The sequence below is a fragment of the Nocardia abscessus genome, from assembly GCF_015477775.1.
Taxonomy (GTDB): domain Bacteria; phylum Actinomycetota; class Actinomycetes; order Mycobacteriales; family Mycobacteriaceae; genus Nocardia; species Nocardia abscessus_A.
The window spans coordinates 1,022,046-1,045,133 of the sequence record NZ_JADLQO010000001.1 but is presented as its reverse complement, the minus strand read 5'-3'; the positions used below and the strand labels follow the sequence as shown (position 1 = coordinate 1,045,133).

Genomic DNA, 23,088 nt, shown 5'->3' with positions numbered 1-23,088 from the left:
CGACGCGCCGACGCGCCGCGAGCGGGGCCCTTTCGAGCGAGCGTTGCGCGTCGAAGCGCGGCGGCGCCGCGTCAGCGGCGCCGCAGGCGCTCTTGATCCTGTATGGCGAAATTCGGCAACAACTCGCGCAACGCAAGCGCACGGAGAATCGGGTTCATGACTGGTCTCGCGCTGACGCCGGAGCGTCGAACGGAACTGGCCGAACTGCTCGGAGACGAGTCTCGGCTGAAAGCTGAGTATCCGAGAGTGGCCGAGTACCTGGACACGGCACCGATGCTGTCAGGGACGAGCAATGCAGAGACGGACGCAGCGTTCGACCTGAGGTTTGTCTACTACATGACCGGGGTGAGTCGGCCTCGGGGAATCCGTGCTGGGACATCGTGGGGCCTGCCGTCGGAGCAGATGGGCAACGGCGGGTCGTCAATGGCGGAAGCGCGACCGGCAGCGTCCGGCTGGGCTTCGTTCAAACGATCTTGTAGAGCACCTTACGCCTACGCGATCCCGTCACCGGAGACGCTCGACTGGGTGAAACATGCAGCAAATCGCGGACGGTTTTCGAGCTGGGCGCGGGGCTACTGGGCGAGGCTGCTTGCCGAGGTCGGTGTGCGGTGCATACGCGGGCCGTTGATTCCGAGCCGCCGCACAAGGTACCGAATGCTTCGTTTCCGGGGGCGGAGGGTCAACGCGACGCTTGGTATCCAGTCGGTGGTCTCGATGAGTTCGAAGCAGAGCTGGGATGGCGACTCGGTGCTGTTGCTGTGCCGCCCTCCCGGATGGGGTGATCCGATGGCGTCCGAAGCGTTGGAACTGTTCGAGGCACGCGGAGGTCGGCGTCTGATCTACCTCGGTGAACGTTGGCTCCTGAGCGAAAATCAGTTGCACCCATTCCCCGGCGTGACTGCGAGCAGCGGCGGGAGTCGGCTATGGCTCGCGCGATATTCCGCGTGAGCGTTCTTGCCCCTGCCCGGTACCGCCGCGCACAAGGCCCGGCGCATGACCAAGGTGCTCCCGCACCGCCGCTGACGGTGGCTGCGCCTGCCCGAGCCCGAGAAGCTTCACGACTTCTGGAGGCACTCCCCGGGCTTGCAGTCGTGCCAGTTCTTCCGCGCGTTCCTTGTCGTCTGCCTCGCGGGCCTGGCGGGCTTCTTCGCGAGCTTTCTCCTCCGCCGTGCGGGCGTCCGCTGCTGCGCGCTCCAGGCTGGCAGCGGCGGCCGCATCTCGGGCCACCTGTTCCCCGGTGTCGGCGGCTTCCCGTTCCTGGAACTGTTCAGGCACCGGGAATTCCAGTGCCACCCGTTCAGCGGCCTCACGTTCAATCCGTGCACGCTCATCGGTTCCGCGTGCTTGCCTGACTCGCTCGGCCTCTTCTCGCGCTTGCCGATCACGTTCGATCTTCTGCGGGGCATCCGCCCTGCCACGCGTGGCACCTTCCCGGAACCGCAGCATCTTCCCGAATTTTTCGGCTCGCGCACGCGCTCGCGCCAGCAACGCGATTTTATCCCGCCGCTTCTGTAGCTCCTGAGCCTTTTCCTGCCCCGCCTTCTCGCGGACACCGGGCAATTCGAGCTGTTTACCCGTTTCCCTTTGCAGTCCGATCGCCCAAATCTCGCGGGCAACATGCCGAGGGATGACCTGATGCGTGAACTTTTCCTTGAAGTCGCGGACCAAACCATCTATAAGCTTCTGCACTTCCGGCGACCTATATTCGCCCTCGACGGTCCGGAGTACGTGTTGCTGTATGTCACCCTTTTCGAGAAGCGCTCGAACAACCTCCAGCTGCTTCTTATCCTTCTTACTCTCCACCCTCCCAGACTTCTCTTCAATCGTGAAGATCAGCCCTCGGTCGTCCCTGATCTTGTCGAACCTAACATTACCTACATTCGGAACCCTGAAAATTCGCGACTGCTGAACGTATCCGTTTTCACGGTCGCGAAAGTACTGAGCCGCGCCATTTTCAAATATCCTGCCACGCTCATTGTTGTTGTAGTTATGGCGGTCCCTGTCGTACTCGGGCATTGCCGCGCCCCCCGGAGGCGTGAAGCAGTTGACTGAAGGTGAATGACTACGTTAGGCGCTGGAATCTTCTCTACGCTTCTCGTCGTGATAACCCGCATATTCACGGATGGCTGCGGCCATATCCGAGAACATCCCTTCGTGATCTTCGGGGTTGTATCCAATCATGCTGTCCAACAGGTACCATGCCGTGATTTCATCTTCATCGTCTGTGTCGAACCGAAGTGCGGGATTTATGCCTTCATAGAACGTGTATTCTCTGCCGGGCCATTCGTATTCGATCCATTCAGCCCCCGCGAACTTGATGAAGCATTCGCCGATGAAGCAAATGAATGCGTCGGCCATGTCGGCGTTCTCGGGAGCCATCGCGGTAGCCATGTCCGGGAACAATTCCGCGACAATGGGGTTGAGCCGTTTCACCTCCGCCGAGTCTTCCGGCCACGGCTCCGAAGGAATCTCACGTACGCCCGCGTAGTCCATGAACTTCTGGGCTTGCGCCTTGCGGCGGGCCGGATCAACCCATTTCCCCCATTCGGTCCGCTCGACGGGTACGCCGAGATCCATGGTCAACTGCTCGTCATTCCCCACGTCTACCTCGCTTCTCGTCATGGTCCGAACAGGTCAGTGTCGCGCGTGCACGGTCACCGGGCAAGGAACCATCATCGCTCGACATACAGCCGTTCACACGGCAGCCTGGGCCAGCCCTCAGCGCTATCAGGGAGCACGTTCACGGCGTCGACATAGTGCCGTTCCCGATGCTCGTGAACGAACATCAGAGCGGCAGTGAGGCAGGCCGCGAAGTCGAACCGAGCACCGTGCAGGAACACCGACAAATGCACATCCGGATCGTTCGGCAGAGGAGAAGTCATCACGCTTTCCTCCGGTCATCAACCACCCGGAACCCGATCCACGGGCAGACACCGCCGATGTTGCGGTCGTGCTCCCCGATCCTGCCGCCAACCAACGGGACCAGGCGCAGGCAATGTCGGCTGTCCGGGCATCTGACATGCGTCACGAAACCACGCTGCCCGTTGGGTGCGCCGTCTGCTGTCTTCCACCATCGGCACCGCGACAGCGGAACCGTGCAGTCAGACATGAGCGACCGCCCAACGCCTACCCCGACCACCACACGCCCGGATGCACTCGACCACAACCATTCCAGACGGGCGGAACCGGTCACGGGGTGTCTCGATCCAACGCCGCACCGCGCCGGACTCCGCCGTTGGCGACGGCAACGCGACCGTCCCACCTTCCCGGACAATCGACACGTTGATCCGGAACAGCTCCGCGAAAAGCTTCGTGTCCTCAGGAAGGTCGGGCCTGATCAGATACGTCCACCTGTTCGAGCGAGGATGCGCCACGATCGGCCCTAACGCGTCTCTACGCCGCCGCATCGCGTCTCTGACAGCGCGGCCCAACGGCGCAGGCATGGTCAGTGCCCCCACGTGCGACGATCGCATGATTATGCGTCCCAGCTCGGGTGGGTCGATCACTGCGGGCAGATCACATACACGCCGGTAGAAGTGGCAGCGGGACCGGGGTGTGTCCCCGAACGGTGTGTGTTCCATCGGTTTAGGTCTCTTGGTCAAGTTGGTCGGTGTGGGTCCGCTCGGGTTGCCACTCGTGTAGGGCGTTCAGGTACCGCTCAACAACCTCGGCAGAAACATCGACCGCCAGCGCGATAGGTGGACCGACGAACGGGTTTCGTTGTGGAAGCTCGTTGTTCGGCATCGGCCGACCTCCTAGACCGCTTGTTGATGCTCCCCATGCCCGTACCTCCATCGCATTGGCCTGCGCCTTGCGGAGTCGGGTAGTCGCTGCCATGCAAAACAGCATGTTGTCGAGGGCCGATGTTTGGTACGCGGTGCGATCGGTTCGCGAAACTCACGCGAAACCGCAGCAAGCCTTCCGCCGACAGAGCTACGCTCCTTCCGTTGCGGAAGGAAGCTGCATTGCAACGCGGAAGGGGATCGCACGGGGTGACCGAAGACGATGACGGGCCAGAAGACACCGAAACCACCCTGCCGCGTAGGCAACTGGGCCGTTTGCTACGAGATGCACGGATGAGGGCGGGCCTGAGCTTGGAGGTGGCCGCGCGGACACTCGGCTGGGGTAACGCAACCATCAGCAGGCTGGAGAACGGGCGCAACAAGACGGTCAGAGCGACAGACCTTCACGCCCTGGGCGGACTGTACGGGGTCGACGCGGAAGACCTTGTGGCGTGGAAGGAACTTGCCGGACAGGCCCCGGTCCGTTCTTGGCTGCGAGCCTACAGTGACGTACTAGAACCGAAGTTCAACACGTACGTCGAACTTGAGTCTGCCGCCGGTGAATTGGCAATATTTCAGCCGCTCATCATCCCCGGTCTGCTTCAAACTCACGACTACGCGCAGGCCATGAACCGAGCCAGACAACCTCAAGTCTCGGAGGCGGACTTAGAGCGATTGGCAGCAGTTCGCGCCCGGCGTCAGCATCTACTCACGCGACCCCGAAACCCGTGCAAGCTCACGACCGTGATACACGAGAACGCACTGCGGACGATCGTCGGCAACCCGCAGGTGATGGCCGATCAGTGCCGACACGCGGCGGACATGAGTACGCGTGACAACATCGAGCTACGCATACTCAGGCAAGAAGCTGGCTTGCCAACCGGCAGGCTCGTCACCCCGTTCATTGTGATGACCTTCCCGAAGGACTCACAAGGCAGACCAGTGGAACCATCTGTCATCTACGCAGAGAGCTACACGGGGGATGCGTATCTAGAGAAGCGCGAGGACGTGCAGCGCTGTCGACACACGTTCCGTACGCTGGCCGGAGCGACTATGGATGCCCGCGCGAGCCGCACCCTATTGAGAGAGCTAGCAAGGAGTTATAGCAGTGAACGCTGAAGTCGACCTGACGGGGGCGAAGTGGTTCAAGTCACGCCACAGTTCGGGGGGCAGCGGCGAATGCGTGGAGGTCGCGCATCTGGACGGGGGCATGGTCGGTGTCCGTGACTCGAAGAACCCGACCGGCCCGGCGCTGGTCTTCACCCCCGGCGAGTGGGACGCGTTCACCGCTGGCGTAGCCGATGGCGAGTTCACGCGCCCGTAGACGAACACGGAAGAGCCCCGCCCCTTGCTTTGAGACGAGGGTGGCGGGGTTTTCGTGTTGTCGGGACATATGCGGCGCCGGGCGTGACGGGCTCTCCACTGCCCAGCCAGTGACCCACCTGTGCGCCATGTTTGCGGGGCAGGTAGCCGTGGCTTATGCCGAGGATTGCCGCAGCCTGACAGGTGCCAAGTAGGTCCAAGTCTCATGCGAAATACCAATATGCCGTTTTGCATGACGCATGTGCAGTATACTGGGATATATTCAGTCAACCAGCGTACATTACAACTTGGGGTGATATAGCGTGCTTTGCCTGGGTTTCATAGTTCTGCCATACTTTTCCCATGGCAATCAGCGCAAGCCGCGCAACTGGGGTCAAGATCATCCCTGCGTGGGAATTCTCCGACCGACTCAGAAAGGCTCGTCAGACCACGGGCCTCGATCAGAAAGCGTTCGCCGAAAACCTCGGCGTCACGCCCGGTTCCTATGCCGGATGGGAGTCCGGCCGCAGCAAGCCGCGTGATCAGGTCGCGGTCGCTCGGCGCATCGAGTTGTTAACGAGCATTCCGGCCACGTGGGTACTCGGACTGTATGAAGAAACCCCCCGCCCGGATGGTCCCGGCGAGGGGTCTTCTGATCTTGTGCGCCCGAAGGGATTCGAACCCCTAACCTTCTGATCCGTAGTCAGATGCTCTATCCGTTGAGCTACGGGCGCATGTGTTATTCAGTTGTACCCGGTTTCCCGGGTGTGGCGGAGGCGAGAGGATTTGAACCTCCGGTCCCCGTGAAGGGACAACTCATTAGCAGTGAGTCCCATTCGGCCGCTCTGGCACGCCTCCTGGAGCCTTCTCTTCCGAGGGCACCGGTCCTTTCGAACCGCCGAGCAGAAAGGTTACAGGAGCTACCGTCCAGATCACAAAACGGCTGGTCAGCGTAGGTTACTGTCGAACCAATCGAAGATTCTGGTCTGCGAATCGACCGCATCGCCGTCGTCCGGCTCGGAGGTGTCGGCGCGGTGGTGCAGGCCGGGGTAGGTGACGACCAGACTGGCGACGGCGGCGCGAGCGGTCGCGTCGCGTAGCTCGTCGACCTGGGCCGGCGGGGTGGCCGGGTCGTCGGCGCCGAACAGGCCGAGCCACGGGGCCTGGAGGTGCGGCGCGGCGCACACCAGGGCGTCGGCCTGGTCGGTGAGCGGCTCGGTGATGCCGGGCGCCGCGACGCTCACCGCGGCGCCGATCGGACGATTGGTCGCGACCAGGAACGCGGCGGTGCCCGCGGTGTCGAACCCGAGCACGCCGATGGTGTCGGGGAACACCCCGCGGCGGGTGAGCCAGTCGAAACAGGCGTCGAAGTCCTGGAACAGCTCGTCGCCGAAGACGCCGGTGCCCGGTTCGCCGTCCACCCCATGGAAGAGTTTGGGCGCGATCACCGTCCAGCCCTCGCCTGCCAATGCGTTCATCAGGTCGCGTAACGCCCCGGTGAACTCCCGCGACTCGTGCAGCAGCACGATTCCGCCGCGAGCATTTCCTTCTGGCTCCACCACCGTGATGGGCACCTGCCCACCGCTGGTCGGCCGCACGTCTTCCTGGTCGCTACCCCGCAGCGGGGCCAAATCGTCGTAGGTGCCCGACATGAAACCAGCGTAGGGCGAGTTGCTGATCTTCGGTAGAAATTGCACGTGAGGGCCTATAGCCCAGATAATTTCCGGTACGCCGATCGGGCCTACCACGGCGCGGATTAGGGTTGGAGTGTGACAGCGCAGATCCGGCCGGACCTCGAATCGATCCCGGCGTACACCCCCGGCCGCAGCAATCCAGGCGCGGTCAAGCTGGCCAGTAACGAGACGACCGTTCCTCCGCTGCCCGCCGCGGCCAAGGCCATCGCCGAGGCGGCCGAGCTGGCGCACCGGTATCCGGACAACCAGGTCACCGAGCTGCGCGCGGCGCTGGCCGAGTTCCTCGGGGTCGGCTTCGAGAATGTCGCGGTCGGTTGCGGCAGCGTCGCGCTGTGCCAGGAGCTGGTGCAGATCACCTGCGCGTCCCCGTCCGACGAGGTGCTGTTCGCTTGGCGCTCGTTCGAGGCGTATCCGATCGTCACCAAGGTGGGCAACGCCACCGCCGTGCAGGTACCGCTCACGGCGGGCCAGGTCCACGATCTGGACGCGTTGGCCGCCGCTGTCACCGAGCGGACCAAGTTGATCTTCGTTTGCAATCCGAACAACCCCACCGGCACCGCCGTCGGCAAGGCCGAGCTGGTCCGGTTCCTGGACGCGGTGCCGTCGCACGTGCTGGTGGTGCTGGACGAGGCGTACTACGAATACGTGCGGCTGGCCGACCACCCCGACGGCGTCGAGATCCGCCGCGCCAGGCCCAATGTGGTTGTGCTGCGTACCTTCTCCAAGGCATACGGCCTGGCCGGACTGCGGGTGGGCTACGCGGTGGGCGACCCGGCCGTGATCATGGCGCTGCTGAAGGTGCACATCCCGTTCAGCGTCAACCGGCTCGCGCAGGCGGCGGCGATCGCGTCGCTGGAGGCACGGCACGAATTGCTGGATCGCACCGACGTTCTGGTCACCGAACGCGAACGGGTGCGCGACGCGCTGGTGGACGCCGGGTACGCGGTGCCGCCGAGCGAGGCGAACTTCGTCTGGCTGCCGCTGGGCGCGCGCAGCGCGGAGTTCGGCGAGGCGAGCGCGGCCGCCGGCGTGCTGGTGCGTCCGTACGGGGCCGACGGGGTGCGCGTCACCATCGGCGACCCACACGAGAACGATCTGTTCCTGAGCTTCGCCAGAGAGCCCGAGGTGCTCGCGCGGTTCCTCGGTTAGCGGACGCCGATCGCGGGCGCGATGGTGGGCCAGGAGAGGGCCAGTTCGTCCTCCCAGTACGGCCAGGAGTGCGTGCCGGTGGCCCGGAAGTGCGCGGTGACCGGGATGCCGAGGGACCGCAGCCGGTCGGTGAGCCGCCGGGTGCAGGCATTGGTAGCGGCCTCCAGCGGGCCGCCGAAGGTGATGGCGCTGGGGAGGTCGACGTTCGGGGTTCCCGGCACGTCGTGCACGCCGGGCAGGCCGCTGCCGACCGACAGATAGATCGTCTTGCCCCGCAACGCGTCCGCGTGCAGGGTGACGTCGTGCGCCAGCCAGGCCGGATCGTCCTGCTTGCCGAACATGTTGTCCGGCTCGCCCATGTAGGTGGCCACGACGGCCCGCGCCTGCGCCTGGCCGATGTCGGTGCCCATCGAGAAGCAGCCGCTGTGCGCCGCGATCGCCTGGTAGAGGGTCGGCTGACGGAACGCGAGCATCATCGCGGCCTCCGCGCCCATCGAGACGCCCATGACCGCGTTGGTGCCGTTGCCGTCGAACTTCGCGTCGATCAGCGGGGGCAGTTCCTTGGCCAGGAACGTCTCCCACTTGTTGGTGCCGAGCACCGGGTCGGGGTGCTGCCAGTCGGTGTAGAAGCTGGCCGGACCGCCGACGGTGAGCACCACGTTGACGTCCTTGTCCGCGTAGAAGCGGTCGGCGTGCCCGAGTTCGGTCCAGTTGTTGCTGTCGGGGCTGGCGCTGCGTCCGTCGAGCATGTACACGGTCGGACGCGGGCGCGACTGGTCGCGCGGCAGCAGTACCTGCACCTCCACCACACGGCTCATCGCGGGCGAGGCGACGAAGACCCGCAGCCACCGATCGTTGATCGGTTCCACGCGCTCGATCCGTGGGGTCGAGGGTTGCTTACTGGTCGGCTCGGCCGGGCCGGGACCGTCCGAGGACCCGGTGTTCACCGGCGGAGTATTGCCGGGCGCGGCCGTGACCTGTGGAGCGCCGAGCCCCACCGCACCGGAGACAAGTGCGGCGCTTATCAAAGCGCTGGAGACCCAACGCCGCACGCCCCGCCGAGACAGCATGCGACCCATCCTGCCAGAGCCCCCGAGGGTGGGTAGCAGGCCATTGCCGTGTCCGGGTCGGTACGCGGCGCTCACCGTGGGGCCAGACCGTCCTGCCAGCGCCGTTCCACTCCGGCGAAACGCCATACCGCGATGGCGACCGCCCAGGTGAGCACGAACAGCCCGACGATGATGTAGCCGAGATCACCCAGATCGAGATTCCCGATCCAGGCCACGATGCCCGATTCGACTCGGAGCTTCTCGGCGAAGATCGAGACGATCTCCTGCCCGCCGATCAGTAGCGCCACCGCGACCGACAGCCCGGTGATCACCAGGTTGTAGTAGATCTTGCGCACCGGCTCGGCGAAGGCCCAGTCGTACGCGAAGCTCATGAACGAGCCGTCGAGCGAGTCGAACAGCGCCATGCCCGCCGAGAAGAGCACGGGCAGAACCAGGATCGAGTACCAGGGCAGCCCGGTGGCCGCCGCGCCGCCCGCGATCACCAGCAGCCCGACCTCGGTGACGGTGTCGAAACCGAGCCCGAACAGCACGCCCACCGGATACATGTGCCTGGGCTTGCGCACCAGGCCGATCACCGGCCGCAGCACCCGGTTGAGCAGGCCCCGCCTGTCCAGCTGCCGCTCCAGCTGCGCCTCGTCGTACTCGCCCCGGCGCATCTGCCGGAACACCCGCCAGATGCCCACCAGCGACACCAGATTCAGCAGGCCGATCAGGATCAGGAACGTGCCCGACACGCTGGTGCCCCACAGGCCCGTCCAGCGTTGCAGGGCCGAATCCTCGTCCTCCAGGTTGGACGCCAGCGCCCGCACGCCGAACGCGAGCAACGCCACGAGCACGAACACCACGGTGGAGTGGCCGAGCGCGAACCAGAAACCGACGGTTTGGACCTTCTGCTTCCCGTTCTCCGCCACCAGCTTCCGCGTGGTGTTGTCGATCGCGGCGATATGGTCGGCGTCGAACGCGTGCCGCATGCCGAGCGTGTACGCCGTCACGCCGAGACCGACTCCGAAGACGGAGCCCTCGATCACGTAGTGCCCCGGCGCAACGAACAGCAGGAGCGTGCCCCAGCCGAGGATATGAAGCGCGACGACGGCGACCGACATACCGATGACACTGCGCACGAGCGAACCCCTCAACCCTCGAAAAGCAGATCGGGTCAACGATACTCGACAGCGCCGATTCCGCTCCGACTCTTCGGGCGATCCAGCAAATCCAGCAAATGATGGCACACCGTCAGCACACCCGCCGTACGCTGAGCGTCGGTCCTTTCCGGGGTATCGAACTAGGACGGGCATGATCGCGTATCCACCGCACTGGCGCCGAGGTCACCGCGCTGTGCTTCGGCACGCCGAGCGGACCGGCCGCTCGGTTCGCAGTCGCGACAGCCCGTTCGGCGATCGGATAATAATCGGGCGGAGGCTATTTCCTGGCATCTGCCCGGCGCGCCTGCGCGGGCCACCCCGGGACAGCCGGTGCCCGCTACCCTCGCGCGCGAATTCTCTGCTCGACTCTCCTGTTTCATCGCAGCACCTATGCCCGACCGGAGAAAACCGTGAATCCAGTGTCACCAGTCGCCTCGATCGAGAACGAATCGGATACGAAGCCTTTCCTGTCCGATCTGCAACGCCGGATGCGCGAGTGCGACGAATTCTTCCGGCTGCCCGAACTGGCGCACCTGAACGCCCACCGCAGGCGCGGCGCGCTGGAACAGCTCGAACAGACCGGCGCGTATCTGCAGACCGCCGAGGAGATCCTGATCGGAGCCAAACTCGCCTGGCGTAATCACGCCCGATGCGTGGGTCGGAAACATTGGCGCTCCCTGAAATTGCTCGACGCCCGGCGTGTGCGCTCGGCCCGCGATCTGGCCGAGGTCTGCTGGCAGCACCTGCACATGGCCACCAACGGCGGCGCCATCCAGTCGATGATCACCGTCGGCCCGCCGCGGCAGCCGGACGGGCGCGAGTTCCGCATCGTCAGCCCGCAGATCATCCGCTACGCGGGCTATCGCAACGGGGACGGCACGGTCACCGGCGACGCCGCCAATATCGAGCTCACCGAATTCGCGACCGAGCTCGGGTGGCGCGGCGCAGGAACGCCTTTCGACATCCTTCCGCTGTTGATCAGCACGCCCGACGAGCCGATGCGCTGGTTCGACATTCCACCCGAGCTGGCGCGCGAGGTGGAACTCGAGCACCCCGAGTTCGAGTGGTTCGCCGGACTGGGCCTGCGCTGGCACGCGCTGCCCGCGGTGTCCAACATGAACCTCGAGATCGGCGGCATGACGTACCCGTTCGCGCCGTTCAACGGCTGGTACCTCGGGGCGGAGATCGGTGCGCGCAACCTCAGCGACGCGAACCGCTACAACATGCTGCCGCTGATCGCCGAGATGATGTGCCTGGACACCAGATCCGAGCGCAGCCTGTGGCGGGATCGAGCCCTGGTCGAGCTGAACCGCGCGGTGCTGCACAGCTTCCGGAAGGCGGGCGTGTACATCGTCGACCACCACACCGTGGCCAAGCAGTTCTGCGATCACGTCAAGCGCGAGGAGGCCGCCGGCCGGGCCTGCCCCACCGACTGGTCCTGGATCAACCCGCCCATTTCCTCCGGGCTGACCCCCACCTTCCACCGCTACTACGACCCGCCCGACCTGGACATCCGGCCCAACTTCGTCCGAAGGGACTTCGGCGCGGACGCGGCACTGTGACCGGCGGGGAAGCGGAGACGGAGGGATTTGAACCCCCGGTCGCTCTCGCGACGCTCGCTTTCAAGGCGAGTGCATTCGGCCGCTCTGCCACGTCTCCAGGGACCTGATCGTAGCGGACGCCTCAGCCGGAGTGCTTGCCGATTTCCTCGTCGACGCGCCCGAAGACTTCGCCGATCACCTCGAGCTGGGCCGGGGCCAGCAGATCGATGAAGTGACGGCGGACGGCTTCGACGTGGCCGGGGGCCGCGGCTTCCAGGCGGCGCATGCCCTCCTCGGTGAGTTCGGCGAGCACGCCGCGGCCGTCCTCCAGGCAGGTGTTGCGCCGGACCATCTGCTGGGCCTCCAGCCGCCGGATCTGATGGGTCAGCTTGCTGCGCGAGGACAGCACGCCGTCGGCCAGCTCGCTCATCCGCAACGAGTGGTCGGGAGCCTCGGAGAGCAGGACCAGGATCCGGTATTCGGCGACGGTCAGGTCGCTGTCGCGCTGTAGTTGACGATTCAGGGCCGTCATCAGGCGCTGGTGGCCGTCCATGTAGGCGCGCCAGGCGCGCTGCTGTGCCGGGGTGAGCCAGCGGGGCTCGGCCACGACGCGACCGCTCGGTTCGGGATGCACGATGGTCATTCTATGCGCGGCGAACTGCGGAAATGGGCAGGTCTCGCAGGTCAGCGCACCGTGGACAAGAGTGCCCGACTCACCGCGGCCGGGTTCGAGCACCCGGACAGGCCCAGCGCGGAGTCGAAATCGGCGAGCAGCGCCCGCAGCGCGTGCCTGGCTCCCGCAGCGCCCGCGAGACCGAGGCCGTAGGCCCACGGCCGCCCGTAGAGCACCGCCTTCGCGCCCAAGGCCAGCGCGACGAGCACGTCCGAACCGGTGCGCACACCGGAGTCGAACAGCACGTCGGCGCGGTCGCCGATGGTGGCCACCACCGCGGGTAGCGCGTCCAGCGCCGCGATGGAGCCGTCCACCTGGCGGCCGCCGTGATTGCTCACCACCACCGCGTCGGCGCCGGCATCCACCACCTGGCGCGCGTCGTCGGGATGCAGGACGCCTTTCACCGCTATCGGCAGATCGGTCCATTCGCGCAGACGCGCCAGGTCGGCGGGCCGCAGCGTGTGGTTGCCGAACAGTCCGACCCAGGTGAGGATGGCCGTGCGCATCGCATCGTCGCTCTCCTCCGGCGCCGCGGGCAGCTTGGCCAGGAACACCGCATCGGACAGGTAGTTGGCGAGGCCCTTGCCGTGCAGGAACGGCAGGTGCGCCTGCTCGAGATCGCGCGGCCGCCACCCGAGGCTCGGGGTGTCGACGGTGACCACGATCGCCGAAGCCCCGGCCCGCTCGGCGCGCCGGACGAAGGAGCAGGCCAGTTCGTCGTCCGCGGGCCAATACAGCTGGTACCACCACGCACCGGCCGCCGCGCCGACGTCTTCGATGGTCGAGGAGGCCGCGGTGGACAGCACCGTGCCGATGCCCAATTCCTTGGTCACCTCTGCCACGATCACCTCGCCGCCCTCGTGCAGCAGTTCGAGGACGCCGATCGGCGCGGTGAGCACCGGAGCGGCCAGCTTCGTGCCGAGTACCTCAACCGACAGATCGCGAGCGCCGGGCCCGGTGGAGCCGCGCAGCATGCGCGGCAGGAGGCGGTAGCGCTCGAACGCGGACCGGTTGGCGGCGGCGGTGCGCTCCGCGGACGCGCTCCCCGCGACATAGGCGAAGGCGGCCGGATCCAGCCGCTCCCGCGCCAGCGACTCCAAACCCGCGGTGGTCATGGGCAATTCGGGTCGCACGCCACCCAGGCCGCCCAGGTAGATCTCGTTCTGAAAATCGATGAAGCCGCCGCTCACCACCGGAACGGTAGTCCGTGCCGCCGGTCACCGCAGGCAGCTTGCCAGATTGGGCTCAGCGCACCTCCGGCACCGAGAGCGACTCGAGGGGGCCGCGCGCAGCCGTCCGTCCCGGCGGAGCACTATGGCACAGTGCGTGCGATAGATCTGAACGGTTTCGGCGGACCCGAGGTCATGTCCTTGGCCGAGGCGCCGGATCCGAAGCCCGGACACGGCGAAGTACTGATCGAGGTGGCCGCGGCGGGCGTCAACCGCGCCGATCTGTTGCAGCGCCAGGGCCATTACCCGCCCCCGCAAGGAGCCAGCCCGCTCCTGGGCCTCGAATGCTCGGGAGTCATCGCCGAACTCGGCGACGGTGTGCGGGAGTGGGCGGTCGGCGATCGGGTCTGCGCGCTGCTGTCCGGCGGAGGTTACGCCGAACGGGTCGCGGTGCCCGCGACCCAGGTGCTTCCGGTCCCGGACGGCCTCGACCTGGGCGCGGCGGCCGGGCTGCCCGAAGTGGCGGCCACCGTCTGGTCGAATCTGGTGATGACCGCCGATCTGCGGGCCGGTCAGCTGCTGTTGATCCACGGCGGCGGCAGCGGGATCGGCACACACGCCATCCAGGTCGCCAAAGCCATCGGCGCGCGCGTCGCGGTGACCGCCGGATCGGCCGAGAAGCTGGCGCGCTGCGCGGAGCTCGGGGCGGACGTGCTGATCAACTACAAAGCGGAAGACTTCGTCGCCGTCGTGCGCGCCGAGCGATCGGGGGCGGGCAGCTCCGGCGCGGACGTGATCCTCGACAACATGGGCGCGGCCTACCTGGGACGTAACGTCGAGGCGCTGGCCGAGCACGGCCGCATCGTGGTGATCGGCATGCAGGGTGGCGTGAACGCCGAGCTGCATCTGGGCGCCCTGCTGCGCAAGTGGGGCACGGTCCACGCCACGAACGTGCGGGCGCGGCCCGCGACCGGCGCAGGCAGCAAGGCCGAGATCGTCGCCGAAGTGCGCGGCCGACTGTGGCCGTTGCTCGCCGAGGGCACGGTAGCGCCGATCATCGCCGCCGAACTGCCGATCGAGGAGGCCGCCGAGGCGCATCGACTGCTGGACTCCGGCGAGGTGTTCGGCAAGGTGGTGCTGCGCGTGCGGGAACTCTGAGCCCGGCCGCGCCGCTCACTCCAGAGCCAGCAGTGCCCTGCCGAGTTGATCGATCTCGAACTTCGTGGTGTAGGGCGCGAGGCCAATGGTCACCGCGCCGCCCTCGTCGTTGACGCCCAGCGCGTCCAGCAGCCTGCTGCCGCCGTGCACGCCGCTCACCGTGCCGATCCGGTTGTCGGCGAGCTTGGCCGCGACCTTCTCCGCCTGCATCCCCGCGAGCGTGAAGCTGACCGTGGGAATGCGGGTGGACGCGCGGCCGATCACGGTGAGGCTGGGGATCGAGTCCAGCATGCTCATCAAGTGCTCGAACAGCTGGTCGTGGTAGTCCTGCAACGAGGTGATCGACATCTCCAGGCGCTCACGCCGGGTGCCGTGCGCCCGCTCGTCCAGCCCGGCCAAGAAGTCGATCGAGGTGGTCAGGCCCGCAAGCAGCGCGTACTGGTGCCCGCCGACCTCCAGTCGTTCGGCGCCCTTCGCATAGGGGTTCAACGACATGGACGGGATCCGGTCCAGGAACGCCGGGTCACGGAAGACCAGCGCGCCGATCTGCGGACCACCCCATGCCGGTGCGCTCAGCGCGACGACGTCGGCGTTCAGTTCATCGATGTCGATCAGGGCGTAAGGCGCGGCGCCGAACGCGTCGGCCACCAAGAGGCCGCCCACCTCGTGCACCCGGTCCGCGGCCACCCGCACCGCGGGCGCCGAGCCGACGATGGGCGAGGCGGCGGTGAGCGCGACCAGGCGCGCGGTGGGCCCGATCAGCTCCTCGAACTGCCAGGACGGCATCTCGCAGGTCTCGATCTCCACCTCGGCCCAGCGCACGTGCGCGCCGTAGCGGTTGGCGATGCGCAGCCAGGGCGCGACGTTGGCCTCGTCGTCCAGCCGGGACAGCACGATGCCGGTGCCGAGGCCGAGGCGGGAGCTCAGCGATTCGGCGAGCCAGGCCAGCAGGACCGCGCGGTCGGGGCCGAGGACGACACCCGCCGGGTCACCGCCGACCAGGTCGGCCACCGCCTCGCGGGCCGCGTCCAGAATCGCCGCGCTGCGCACGGCGGCGCCGTTACGACCGATATGCGAAAAGGAAGAGGTTCGAAAACCCGTTGACACCGCGCGGGATACCGCGTCCGGAATCAGCATGCCCGCTTGCGGGTCGAAGTGGATCCAGCCGTCGCCCAGGGACGGTATCAGGCCCCGAACCCTCGCGACGTCGTAAGTCATGCTGGCCACTCTAAGGGCAGCGGGCGAGCCTGTGTAACCGCGTTCCCCTCCACATCGTGGCGGGAGCACAGCGACCTGGGACTCAGCATGGTGACCGACTTTCGACAAATCCGAACCACACGACCCGAACAGAATAGAACGCCGACCCCCTCCGGCGGCGTGGACCGGCGGCGCGCGCCGTACCCCGCCGCCGCACCCGCCCTCGGACCACCGGCTTAGCGCGTTCGAACCGAACACGACATGATAGGGACCATGACGCACTCGGATGAGGCACCGGACCACATCGTCGTTGTCGGACCCGACGGCAGGCCGTTGGCCATCCCGGCGACAGCCGGCTCGGAGGCGCCCTTCACCGCGCAGGTGGTGACCGACGACGATAATAAGGACAAGTCGGACGACCGCGACGACTCCGGCGAATCGCTCGCCGACATGGTCGAGCAGCCCGCGAAGGTGATGCGGATCGGCACCATGATCAAGCAGCTGCTCGAGGAAGTGCGGGCGGCTCCGTTGGACGAGGCCAGCCGCAACCGGCTGAAGGAGATCCACAAGTCCTCGGTGCGGGAGCTGGAGCAGGGCCTCGCCCCCGAACTGCGGGAGGAGCTCGAACGGCTCACCCTGCCGTTCACCGACGACGGCGTTCCGACCGACGCCGAGCTGCGGATCGCGCAGGCGCAGCTGGTCGGCTGGCTGGAGGGCCTGTTCCACGGCATCCAGACCGCGCTGTTCGCCCAGCAGATGGCCGCACGCGCCCAGCTCGAACAGATGCGTCAGGGCGCCTTGCCGCCCGGCATCCACGCCGCCGACCCGCGGGGCGGACAGACGAGTCACGTCACCGGCGGTTCCGGCCAGTACCTGTGAGACCGTCGACGCGCGTGTGCCACACGGTGGCGGGAAGCCGCAGGGGTAGTCTCGTGCACCGTGCCCGCCGCTGCCGCTCGCTCCGACTCGGTCTCCGAACCTAGTGCGGTGCGTCCTGAAGAGAGCTCAGTTGGTTCCGATGACCAAGCGCGTTCAGATGACAGCTCACCGACCTCCTCGGCCGAGGACACGGCGCCTTCGGGCGACGACTCGCAGGAGCCTCCGGTGAGCGCGGCCACGCCGGAGGCGCAGACGCTGCACTCCGGCGCCACCGTGGCGAAGATCGTGCCGGACTCCCAGACGTTCCGGCGCGCGTTCCAGGACTTCGCGGTCGGGCTCGCCCAGCGCGAGCTGTGGCTGTCGCTGGGCTGGCAGGACATCAAGCAGCGGTACCGCCGCTCGGTGCTCGGCCCGTTCTGGATCACCATCGCCACCGGCTTGCAGGCCATCGCGATGGGCGTGCTGTACGCGGCCCTGCTCGGCCAGCCGCTGCGCGAGTACCTGCCGTACGTGACGGTCGGGCTGATCATCTGGAACGTGATCAGCGCGAGCATCCTGGAGGGCTCGGAGGTCTTCATCGCCAACGAGGGCCTGATCAAACAGCTTCCCTCGGCGCTGAGCGTGCACGTCTATCGGCTGGTGTGGCGGCAACTGCTGTTCTTCGCCCACAACATGGTCATCTACCTGGTGATGCTCGCCGCGTTCGGCGTCTGGCGCCACCTCGGCGTGGCCAGCCTGATGGCCATACCGGCGATCGCGCTGATCTTCCTGAACTCCATGTGGGTCGCGATCGTGTTCGGCATTTTCAGCACCCGCTACCGCGATATCGCGCCGATTCTCGGCAGCACCACGCTGATGCTTTTCGTGCTCACCCCGGTGATGTGGACGACCAAGACCCTGGAATCCCAGGTCGGCACCGGCGACCGCGCGAAATTGGCCGAACTCGTGCCGACGTTCCACTATCTCGAAATCGTCCGGGCGCCGCTGCTCGGCGAGCCGCAGGAACTGCGCCATTGGGTGATCGTCGGCACGATCACCCTGGTCGGCTGGATCGTGGCTATCTTCGCCATGAAGCAGTACCGTTCGCGCGTACCGTACTGGGTATAGGAGCGCCCCGATGAGTCGTGTGAGTATCGAGACCCAGCAAGCGTGGGTCGAATTCCCGATCTTCGACGCCAAATCCCGGTCGTTGAAAAAAGCGTTCCTCGGTAAAGCGGGCGGCGCGATCGGGCGCAATCAGTCCGACGTCGTCGTGGTCGAGGCACTGCGCGACATCAATCTCTCGCTCAAAGAAGGCGATCGGGTCGGCCTGGTCGGGCACAACGGCGCGGGCAAGTCGACGCTGCTGCGCCTGCTCTCGGGTATCTACGAACCCTCGCGCGGCAGTGCGCGCATTCGCGGGCGGGTGGCGCCGGTGTTCGATCTCGGCGTCGGCATGGATCCGGAGATCTCCGGCTACGAGAACATCATCATCCGCGGCCTGTTCCTCGGGCAGACGCGCAAGCAGATGCTGGCGAAGATCGATGAGATCGCCGATTTCACCGAACTCGGCGAATACCTGTCCATGCCGCTGCGCACCTATTCCACCGGTATGCGGGTGCGCCTGGCGATGGGCGTGGTCACCTCGATCGATCCGGAGATCCTGCTGCTCGACGAGGGTATCGGCGCGGTGGACGCGGAATTCATGAAGAAGGCCCGGCTGCGGTTGCAGTCCTTGGTGGCGCGTTCCGGCATCCTGGTTTTCGCCAGCCATTCCAACGAATTCCTCGCGCAGCTGTGCGACACGGCGCTGTGGATCGACCACGGCCAGATCCGCTTGCGTGGCGGCATCGAAGAAGTGGTGCGAGCCTATGAGGGGCCGGACGCGGGGAATCACGTCGCGACGGTGCTGCGCGAAATGGAAGCCGAACGGGCCGGTGGAACGGAACGAGAATTGGAGCGGAACAAGGCATGAGCGGTCAGGCCCGGAGGCGGCAGCGAAGCGTGACCACGCAGGGCTCCGCTCATGCCGACAGCCGACACAGCATGAGCGGTCAGGCCCGGAGGCGGCAGCGAAGCGTGACCACGCAGGGCCCCGCTCCTGCCGACAGCCGACACAGCATGAGCGGTCAGGCCCGGAGGCGGCAGCGAAGCGTGACCATGGAGGGCCCCGCTCCTGCCGGAAAGGCCGCAGCATGAGTGAGCCGACCGGGCAGGACACCCCGATCGACGAAGGGGCGAAAGCCCGGATCGGCTCCGCGCCGGAGGAGGCCGTCGAGCTCGACGCCCCCGCCGCCTCGCTCGCGGCGAAATCCACTGCGGCGGACTCCGATTCGCAGCCGCGCGTAGTGGCCGTCGTGGTCACGCACAAGCGCCGCGAACTGCTCGCCGAGTCGCTGAAAGTCGTCACCTCCCAGTCTCGGCCGGTGGATCACCTGATCGTGGTCGACAACGGCAACGAGCAGGAGGTCGCCGACCTGGTGCGCGACCAGCCGGTGGAAGCCACCTACCTGGGCTCGGCGCACAACCTCGGCGGCGCGGGCGGGTTCGCGCTCGGCATGCTGCACGCGTTGAGCATCGGCGCGGACTGGGTGTGGCTCGCCGACGACGACGGCAGGCCCGAAGGCCCCGACGTGCTGTCCACGCTGCTGGACTGCGCGAACCGGTACGGCCTGGTCGAGGTATCGCCGGTGGTCTGCGATATCGATGAACCCGACCGCTTGGCCTTCCCGCTGCGCCGTGGCGTGGTCTGGCGCAGGCTGCGCTCGGAACTCGGCGACGAGGACTTCCTGCCCGGTATCGCCTCGCTGTTCAACGGCGCGCTGATCTCCGCGCAGGCGGTCGACGTGATCGGCGTGCCGGACCTGCGCCTGTTCGTGCGCGGCGACGAGGTCGAGGTGCATCGCAGGCTGGTGCGCTCCGGGCTGCCGTTCGGCACCTGCCTGCAAACGGCGTACCTGCATCCCAACGGCGCGGCCGAGTTCAAGCCGATCCTCGGCGGCCGGATGCACACCCAGTACCCCGACGACCCGGTGAAGCGCTACTTCACCTACCGCAACCGTGGCTACCTGATGTCCCAGCCGGGCATGCGGAAACTGCTTCCCCAGGAATGGATTCGCTTCTCCTGGTTCTTCCTTGTCACCCGCCGCGACCCGGCCGGCCTGCGCGAATGGTTCCACCTACGCTCCCTCGGCCGCCACGAACAGTTCGGCAAACCCGACTAGTCGCAGCCGGTTCGTCCGCGCGGAGACGGGCGACGCGCGCGTCCGAATCCGTGAGGCGGAAATTCGGTTGTGCGGAACGGGGGACAAGTGCGAGGGTGGGTGGACTGCGAGAGCGGAAGGAGGTGTGGACCGTGACGAGGAACGTGCGGATTGTCGTGTCCGGGCGAGCTGACCTCAGTCGCGCCGCCACACGAAACTCCACCTCACTCTCCGCTCGCTGAACCCTGGTCGGGTTCAGCGCCCGACGAAGGATTCCATCCCCCATGGTCGACCACGACCTGCTCGTCCCTTACGGCTGGACCGAAGCCGTTTCCGCCCGTTACGCCTCGATGATCGAGGAAGGCTGCGTGCCCGCGCGAGTGATCCGCATGGATCGCAGTGAATGCGACGTGGCCACGCCGAACGGGCTCGCCCGCGCCCGCTGCCCGCGCCCGGATGCCGAAGTCAGCGGTCTGTGCACCGGCGACTGGGTGACCGTCGACGCCGCTTCGGCGGTGCGCAGCCTGCTTCCGCGCCGATCGGCGATCGTGCGGTCGTCGGCCTCCGGCCGCTCGCACGGCCAGGTCCTCGCCGTCAACGTCGACACCGTCCTGATCTGCACCGCCGCCGACGGCGATGTGGACCTCGGGCGCATCGAGCGCATGCTCACGCTGGTCTGGGAGAGCAACGCCCAGCCGATCGTGCTGCTCACCAAGGCCGACGCGGCGACCGATCTCCCGCTCGGCGAGGTGCGCGCCGTCGCACCGGGCGCCGCCGTGCTGGAGGTGAGCGCGAACACCGGCCTGGGACTCGAGGTGCTCACCGCGATGCTCGACGGCACCGTCGCGCTGCTCGGGCCCTCCGGTGCTGGGAAGTCCACTCTCGCCAACGCGCTGCTCGGCGCGGAGATATTCGCCACCAATACGGTCCGCGACGCGGACAAGAAAGGCAGGCACACCACGGTGCACCGGGAACTGCGCCCGCTGCCGGGGGGCGGCACCCTGATCGATACGCCAGGGCTGCGCGGCGTCGGGCTGTGGGATGCCACCGAAGGCATCGAGAAGACCTTCAGTGACATCGAATCCCTTGCCGCGCAGTGCCGTTTCGGCGACTGCGCGCACCGTGGCGAACCGGGCTGCGCGGTGCGGGCGGCGATCGAGGACGGCGAGCTCACCCAGCGTAGGCTCGACAGCTACAACAAGCTGGCGCGGGAGAACGAGTGGATGCGGGCCCGCACCGACAAGCGGCTGCAGGCCGAACGCGAACGGGCCTGGCGGGACGTCACCAAGCAGCACCGCAAGATGTTCCGGGAGCGGAACTCGCGACGCTGACCGAGCGGGGGCACGGTAGGGTGCCCCTCGCATCGTTCGCTATCTGGGAGGGATAGATGAGTCATCCAGGCGGGTACCCGCCACACGGCCAGCAACCCGGGCAATGGCCTGGGCAGCCGGCGTTCGGTCAGCAACCGCCCGTCGGTCAGTACCCGCCTCCGCAGGCGCCCGCGCAGTACGCGCCGCCCGCGGGGCAGCATCCGAGCCAACCGCATCTCGCCCAGCCCCAGGTCGGCCAGCAGCCGTACGGGCAGCCCCAACTCGGCCAGCCCGCACCGCAATACGGCCAGCCGCAGCCGTACGGTGCGCCGCAGCAGTTCGGGCAGCCGCAACCGTACGGGCAGCCGCAGCAGTTCGCTCCGCAGCAGGGCTACGGTCAGCCCGCCGACCCGCCTGGCATCACCATCGATGCCTCGTACTCGGTCTGGACGTTCCTGCTCGCGCTGACCAAGCCGAAGATCCTGGTCAACGGCCAGCGGGTGCCCAACGCCCGCTGGGGAGCCAACCACATCCCGGTCGGCCCCGGGCAGTACCACGTCCGGGTCACCACTCCGTGGTTGTTCGACATGGGTCCGGCGAACGTGACCGTGCCGATCGCCGACGGACAGGCCACCCGGTTCTACTACAAGGCCCCCGTGGTGATCTTCCTCAACGGCGCGATCGGACCGGTTCCGCAGAAGGCGCCGGGCATGCTGTTCCTGTACATCGTCTGGGCCCTGGTCGGACTGATGTTCCTGCTGAACATCCTGCTCATCGCCACGATCTGAATCGGTGAGAGGGCACCGGGCACGCCGGTGCCCTCTCTTCGCACACCCTATGCAACTGGTTGCATAGGGACGGGGTTTACGCTTAGTCTGCAAGCGCGTACAGCCGCGGGCTGCTGCCTGTGGCGGAAACGAAGGAGCAGGTCACATGACGGAACCGGGATCCAAACCGCTAGCGGGCCGGACGATGATCATGTCCGGCGGCAGCCGCGGCATCGGGCTGGAGATCGCCAAGCGGGCCGCGGCCGACGGCGCCAACATCACCCTGATCGCGAAGACCGACCAACCGCACCCCAAGCTGCCCGGCACGATTCACACCGCCGCCGCGGAACTCGAGGCGGCGGGCGGGCAGGTGTTGCCGTTCGTGGGCGATGTCCGCATCGACGAGTCGGTGGCCGAGGCGGTGCGCCGGACGGTCGAGCGCTTCGGCGGCATCGACATCGTGGTGAACAACGCCTCCGCGATCGACCTGTCCCCCACGGACGCACTGCCGATGAAGAAATACGACCTGATGCAGGACATCAACTGCCGGGGCAGCTTCCTGCTGTCCAAGCTGAGCATCCCGCATCTGCGCGAATCGGCGAAGGCCGGGCGCAACCCGCACATCCTCACCCTGTCCCCGCCGTTGAACCTGGACCCAAAGTGGGCGGGTATGGCGCTGGGCTACACCATCGCCAAGTACGGCATGTCGCTGACCACGCTGGGGCTGGCCGAGGAACTCAAGGGCGACGGCATCGGCGTCAACTCGCTGTGGCCGCGCACCACCATCGCCACGGCCGCGGTGAAGAACCTGCTCGGTGGCGAGGAGATGATCTCCACCTCGCGCACCCCCGACATCTACGCCGACGCCGCCTACCTGGTGCTCACCTCACCAGCCAAGGAGACCAGCGGCAATTTCTTCATCGATGACGACGTGCTGGCCGCCCACGGCATCACCGATCTGGACAAGTACCGCGTCACCCCGGGCGACGGCGAACTGACCACCGACCTGTTTCTGTCCGCCTCTCCGCGTCTTTAGGCCAGACTCATGTGCCGCGACGGCAGCGTTGGCGGCT

The 23,088-nt window shown here is 66.8% G+C and carries 23 protein-coding genes and 3 tRNA genes; 14 read left to right on the top strand and 12 right to left on the bottom strand.

The window, feature by feature from the left end:
* Positions 1–156 precede the first annotated feature (156 nt).
* Positions 157–948, top strand: a complete 792-nt coding sequence (locus IU450_RS04825; protein ID WP_195148487.1) for a hypothetical protein — start codon at positions 157–159, stop codon at positions 946–948.
* Here IU450_RS04825 and IU450_RS04820 read toward each other — a convergent pair.
* The 3 genes from IU450_RS04820 to IU450_RS04810 form a co-directional block, all read right to left on the bottom strand.
* Positions 922–2,016, bottom strand: a complete 1,095-nt coding sequence (locus tag IU450_RS04820; protein WP_195148486.1) for a hypothetical protein — start codon at positions 2,014–2,016, stop codon at positions 922–924. The genes IU450_RS04825 and IU450_RS04820 overlap by 27 nt on opposite strands.
* Positions 2,017–2,067: 51 nt before the next feature.
* Positions 2,068–2,601, bottom strand: coding sequence for a hypothetical protein (locus IU450_RS04815; protein WP_195148485.1), 534 nt, complete (start codon positions 2,599–2,601; stop codon positions 2,068–2,070).
* A 71-nt stretch (positions 2,602–2,672) separates the two neighbouring features.
* On the bottom strand, positions 2,673–2,882 hold the full coding sequence (locus tag IU450_RS04810; RefSeq protein WP_181723245.1) for a hypothetical protein: 210 nt from the start codon (positions 2,880–2,882) through the stop codon (positions 2,673–2,675).
* A 1,110-nt stretch (positions 2,883–3,992) separates the two neighbouring features.
* Here IU450_RS04810 and IU450_RS04805 point away from each other — a divergent pair.
* From IU450_RS04805 to IU450_RS04795, 3 genes are all read left to right on the top strand, one after another.
* The gene (locus IU450_RS04805; RefSeq protein ID WP_195148484.1) at positions 3,993–4,901 is read left to right on the top strand and encodes a helix-turn-helix domain-containing protein; all 909 of its coding nucleotides are present in this window, start codon (positions 3,993–3,995) and stop codon (positions 4,899–4,901) included.
* Positions 4,891–5,106, top strand: a complete 216-nt coding sequence (locus IU450_RS04800) for a DUF397 domain-containing protein (RefSeq protein ID WP_195148483.1) — start codon at positions 4,891–4,893, stop codon at positions 5,104–5,106. The genes IU450_RS04805 and IU450_RS04800 overlap by 11 nt, the downstream gene beginning before the upstream one ends.
* A 341-nt stretch (positions 5,107–5,447) precedes the next feature.
* The gene (locus IU450_RS04795; RefSeq protein ID WP_195148482.1) at positions 5,448–5,780 is read left to right on the top strand and encodes a helix-turn-helix domain-containing protein; all 333 of its coding nucleotides are present in this window, start codon (positions 5,448–5,450) and stop codon (positions 5,778–5,780) included.
* Here IU450_RS04795 and IU450_RS04790 read toward each other — a convergent pair.
* From IU450_RS04790 to IU450_RS04780, 3 genes are all read right to left on the bottom strand, one after another.
* Positions 5,746–5,818, bottom strand: a tRNA-Arg gene (locus tag IU450_RS04790). The two genes, IU450_RS04795 and IU450_RS04790, sit on opposite strands and share 35 nt — an antisense overlap.
* 34 nt (positions 5,819–5,852) lie before the next feature.
* Positions 5,853–5,942, bottom strand: a tRNA-Ser gene (locus IU450_RS04785).
* 89 nt (positions 5,943–6,031) lie between these two features.
* Positions 6,032–6,736: a dienelactone hydrolase family protein gene (locus IU450_RS04780; RefSeq protein ID WP_195148481.1), complete on the bottom strand. Its 705-nt coding sequence runs from the start codon at positions 6,734–6,736 to the stop codon at positions 6,032–6,034.
* A 117-nt stretch (positions 6,737–6,853) separates the two neighbouring features.
* Between IU450_RS04780 and hisC the strand changes: the two genes are divergently transcribed.
* Positions 6,854–7,927, top strand: a complete 1,074-nt coding sequence (hisC, locus tag IU450_RS04775) for a histidinol-phosphate transaminase (protein WP_195148480.1) — start codon at positions 6,854–6,856, stop codon at positions 7,925–7,927.
* Here the strand turns inward: hisC and IU450_RS04770 are convergent.
* Both IU450_RS04770 and IU450_RS04765 read right to left on the bottom strand, forming a co-directional pair.
* Positions 7,924–8,997 carry an alpha/beta hydrolase gene (locus IU450_RS04770; RefSeq protein ID WP_195031236.1) on the bottom strand — a complete coding sequence of 358 codons (1,074 nt, stop codon included), beginning with the start codon at positions 8,995–8,997 and terminating at the stop codon, positions 7,924–7,926. The two genes, hisC and IU450_RS04770, sit on opposite strands and share 4 nt — an antisense overlap.
* 71 nt (positions 8,998–9,068) lie before the next feature.
* Entirely contained in the window at positions 9,069–10,100 is a 1,032-nt protein-coding gene (locus tag IU450_RS04765; protein ID WP_195148703.1) for a HoxN/HupN/NixA family nickel/cobalt transporter, read from the bottom strand.
* A 527-nt stretch (positions 10,101–10,627) separates the two neighbouring features.
* On the opposite strand from IU450_RS04765, the gene IU450_RS04760 reads away from it, so the two are divergent.
* Complete coding sequence (locus IU450_RS04760; protein ID WP_195148702.1) at positions 10,628–11,701, top strand: nitric oxide synthase oxygenase; 1,074 nt, start codon at positions 10,628–10,630, stop codon at positions 11,699–11,701.
* Between the two features lie 12 nt (positions 11,702–11,713).
* Here the strand turns inward: IU450_RS04760 and IU450_RS04755 are convergent.
* From IU450_RS04755 to IU450_RS04745, 3 genes are all read right to left on the bottom strand, one after another.
* A tRNA-Ser gene (locus IU450_RS04755) sits at positions 11,714–11,798 on the bottom strand.
* A 24-nt stretch (positions 11,799–11,822) separates the two neighbouring features.
* Positions 11,823–12,323: a MarR family winged helix-turn-helix transcriptional regulator gene (locus IU450_RS04750; RefSeq protein ID WP_416382836.1), complete on the bottom strand. Its 501-nt coding sequence runs from the start codon at positions 12,321–12,323 to the stop codon at positions 11,823–11,825.
* A 41-nt stretch (positions 12,324–12,364) separates the two neighbouring features.
* Positions 12,365–13,543 carry an alpha-hydroxy-acid oxidizing protein gene (locus IU450_RS04745; RefSeq protein WP_324197526.1) on the bottom strand — a complete coding sequence of 393 codons (1,179 nt, stop codon included), beginning with the start codon at positions 13,541–13,543 and terminating at the stop codon, positions 12,365–12,367.
* Between the two features lie 132 nt (positions 13,544–13,675).
* Here IU450_RS04745 and IU450_RS04740 point away from each other — a divergent pair, with 132 nt between their 5' ends.
* Positions 13,676–14,680: an NAD(P)H-quinone oxidoreductase gene (locus IU450_RS04740; RefSeq protein ID WP_195148478.1), complete on the top strand. Its 1,005-nt coding sequence runs from the start codon at positions 13,676–13,678 to the stop codon at positions 14,678–14,680.
* 15 nt (positions 14,681–14,695) lie between these two features.
* Here the strand turns inward: IU450_RS04740 and IU450_RS04735 are convergent, their stop codons facing one another.
* Positions 14,696–15,898: a cysteine desulfurase-like protein gene (locus tag IU450_RS04735; RefSeq protein WP_195148477.1), complete on the bottom strand. Its 1,203-nt coding sequence runs from the start codon at positions 15,896–15,898 to the stop codon at positions 14,696–14,698.
* Positions 15,899–16,150: 252 nt separating this feature from the next.
* Between IU450_RS04735 and IU450_RS04730 the strand changes: the two genes are divergently transcribed.
* The 7 genes from IU450_RS04730 (at position 16,151) to IU450_RS04700 (ending at position 23,051) form a co-directional block, all read left to right on the top strand.
* On the top strand, positions 16,151–16,756 hold the full coding sequence (locus tag IU450_RS04730; RefSeq protein ID WP_195148476.1) for a bacterial proteasome activator family protein: 606 nt from the start codon (positions 16,151–16,153) through the stop codon (positions 16,754–16,756).
* A 225-nt stretch (positions 16,757–16,981) separates the two neighbouring features.
* The gene (locus tag IU450_RS04725; RefSeq protein WP_195148475.1) at positions 16,982–17,863 is read left to right on the top strand and encodes an ABC transporter permease; all 882 of its coding nucleotides are present in this window, start codon (positions 16,982–16,984) and stop codon (positions 17,861–17,863) included.
* A gap of 10 nt (positions 17,864–17,873) precedes the next feature.
* Positions 17,874–18,710, top strand: coding sequence for an ABC transporter ATP-binding protein (locus IU450_RS04720; RefSeq protein ID WP_195148474.1), 837 nt, complete (start codon positions 17,874–17,876; stop codon positions 18,708–18,710).
* A 220-nt stretch (positions 18,711–18,930) separates the two neighbouring features.
* Complete coding sequence (locus IU450_RS04715; protein WP_228833945.1) at positions 18,931–19,959, top strand: glycosyltransferase; 1,029 nt, start codon at positions 18,931–18,933, stop codon at positions 19,957–19,959.
* A gap of 263 nt (positions 19,960–20,222) precedes the next feature.
* Positions 20,223–21,269 (top strand): ribosome small subunit-dependent GTPase A, encoded by a 1,047-nt coding sequence (gene rsgA / locus IU450_RS04710; RefSeq protein ID WP_195148473.1) that lies wholly within the window; start codon positions 20,223–20,225, stop codon positions 21,267–21,269.
* A 56-nt stretch (positions 21,270–21,325) separates the two neighbouring features.
* Positions 21,326–22,036 (top strand): hypothetical protein, encoded by a 711-nt coding sequence (locus tag IU450_RS39510; protein WP_228834155.1) that lies wholly within the window; start codon positions 21,326–21,328, stop codon positions 22,034–22,036.
* 145 nt (positions 22,037–22,181) lie between these two features.
* Positions 22,182–23,051, top strand: coding sequence for an SDR family oxidoreductase (locus tag IU450_RS04700; RefSeq protein ID WP_195148472.1), 870 nt, complete (start codon positions 22,182–22,184; stop codon positions 23,049–23,051).
* The last annotated feature ends 37 nt before the right edge of the window (positions 23,052–23,088 follow it).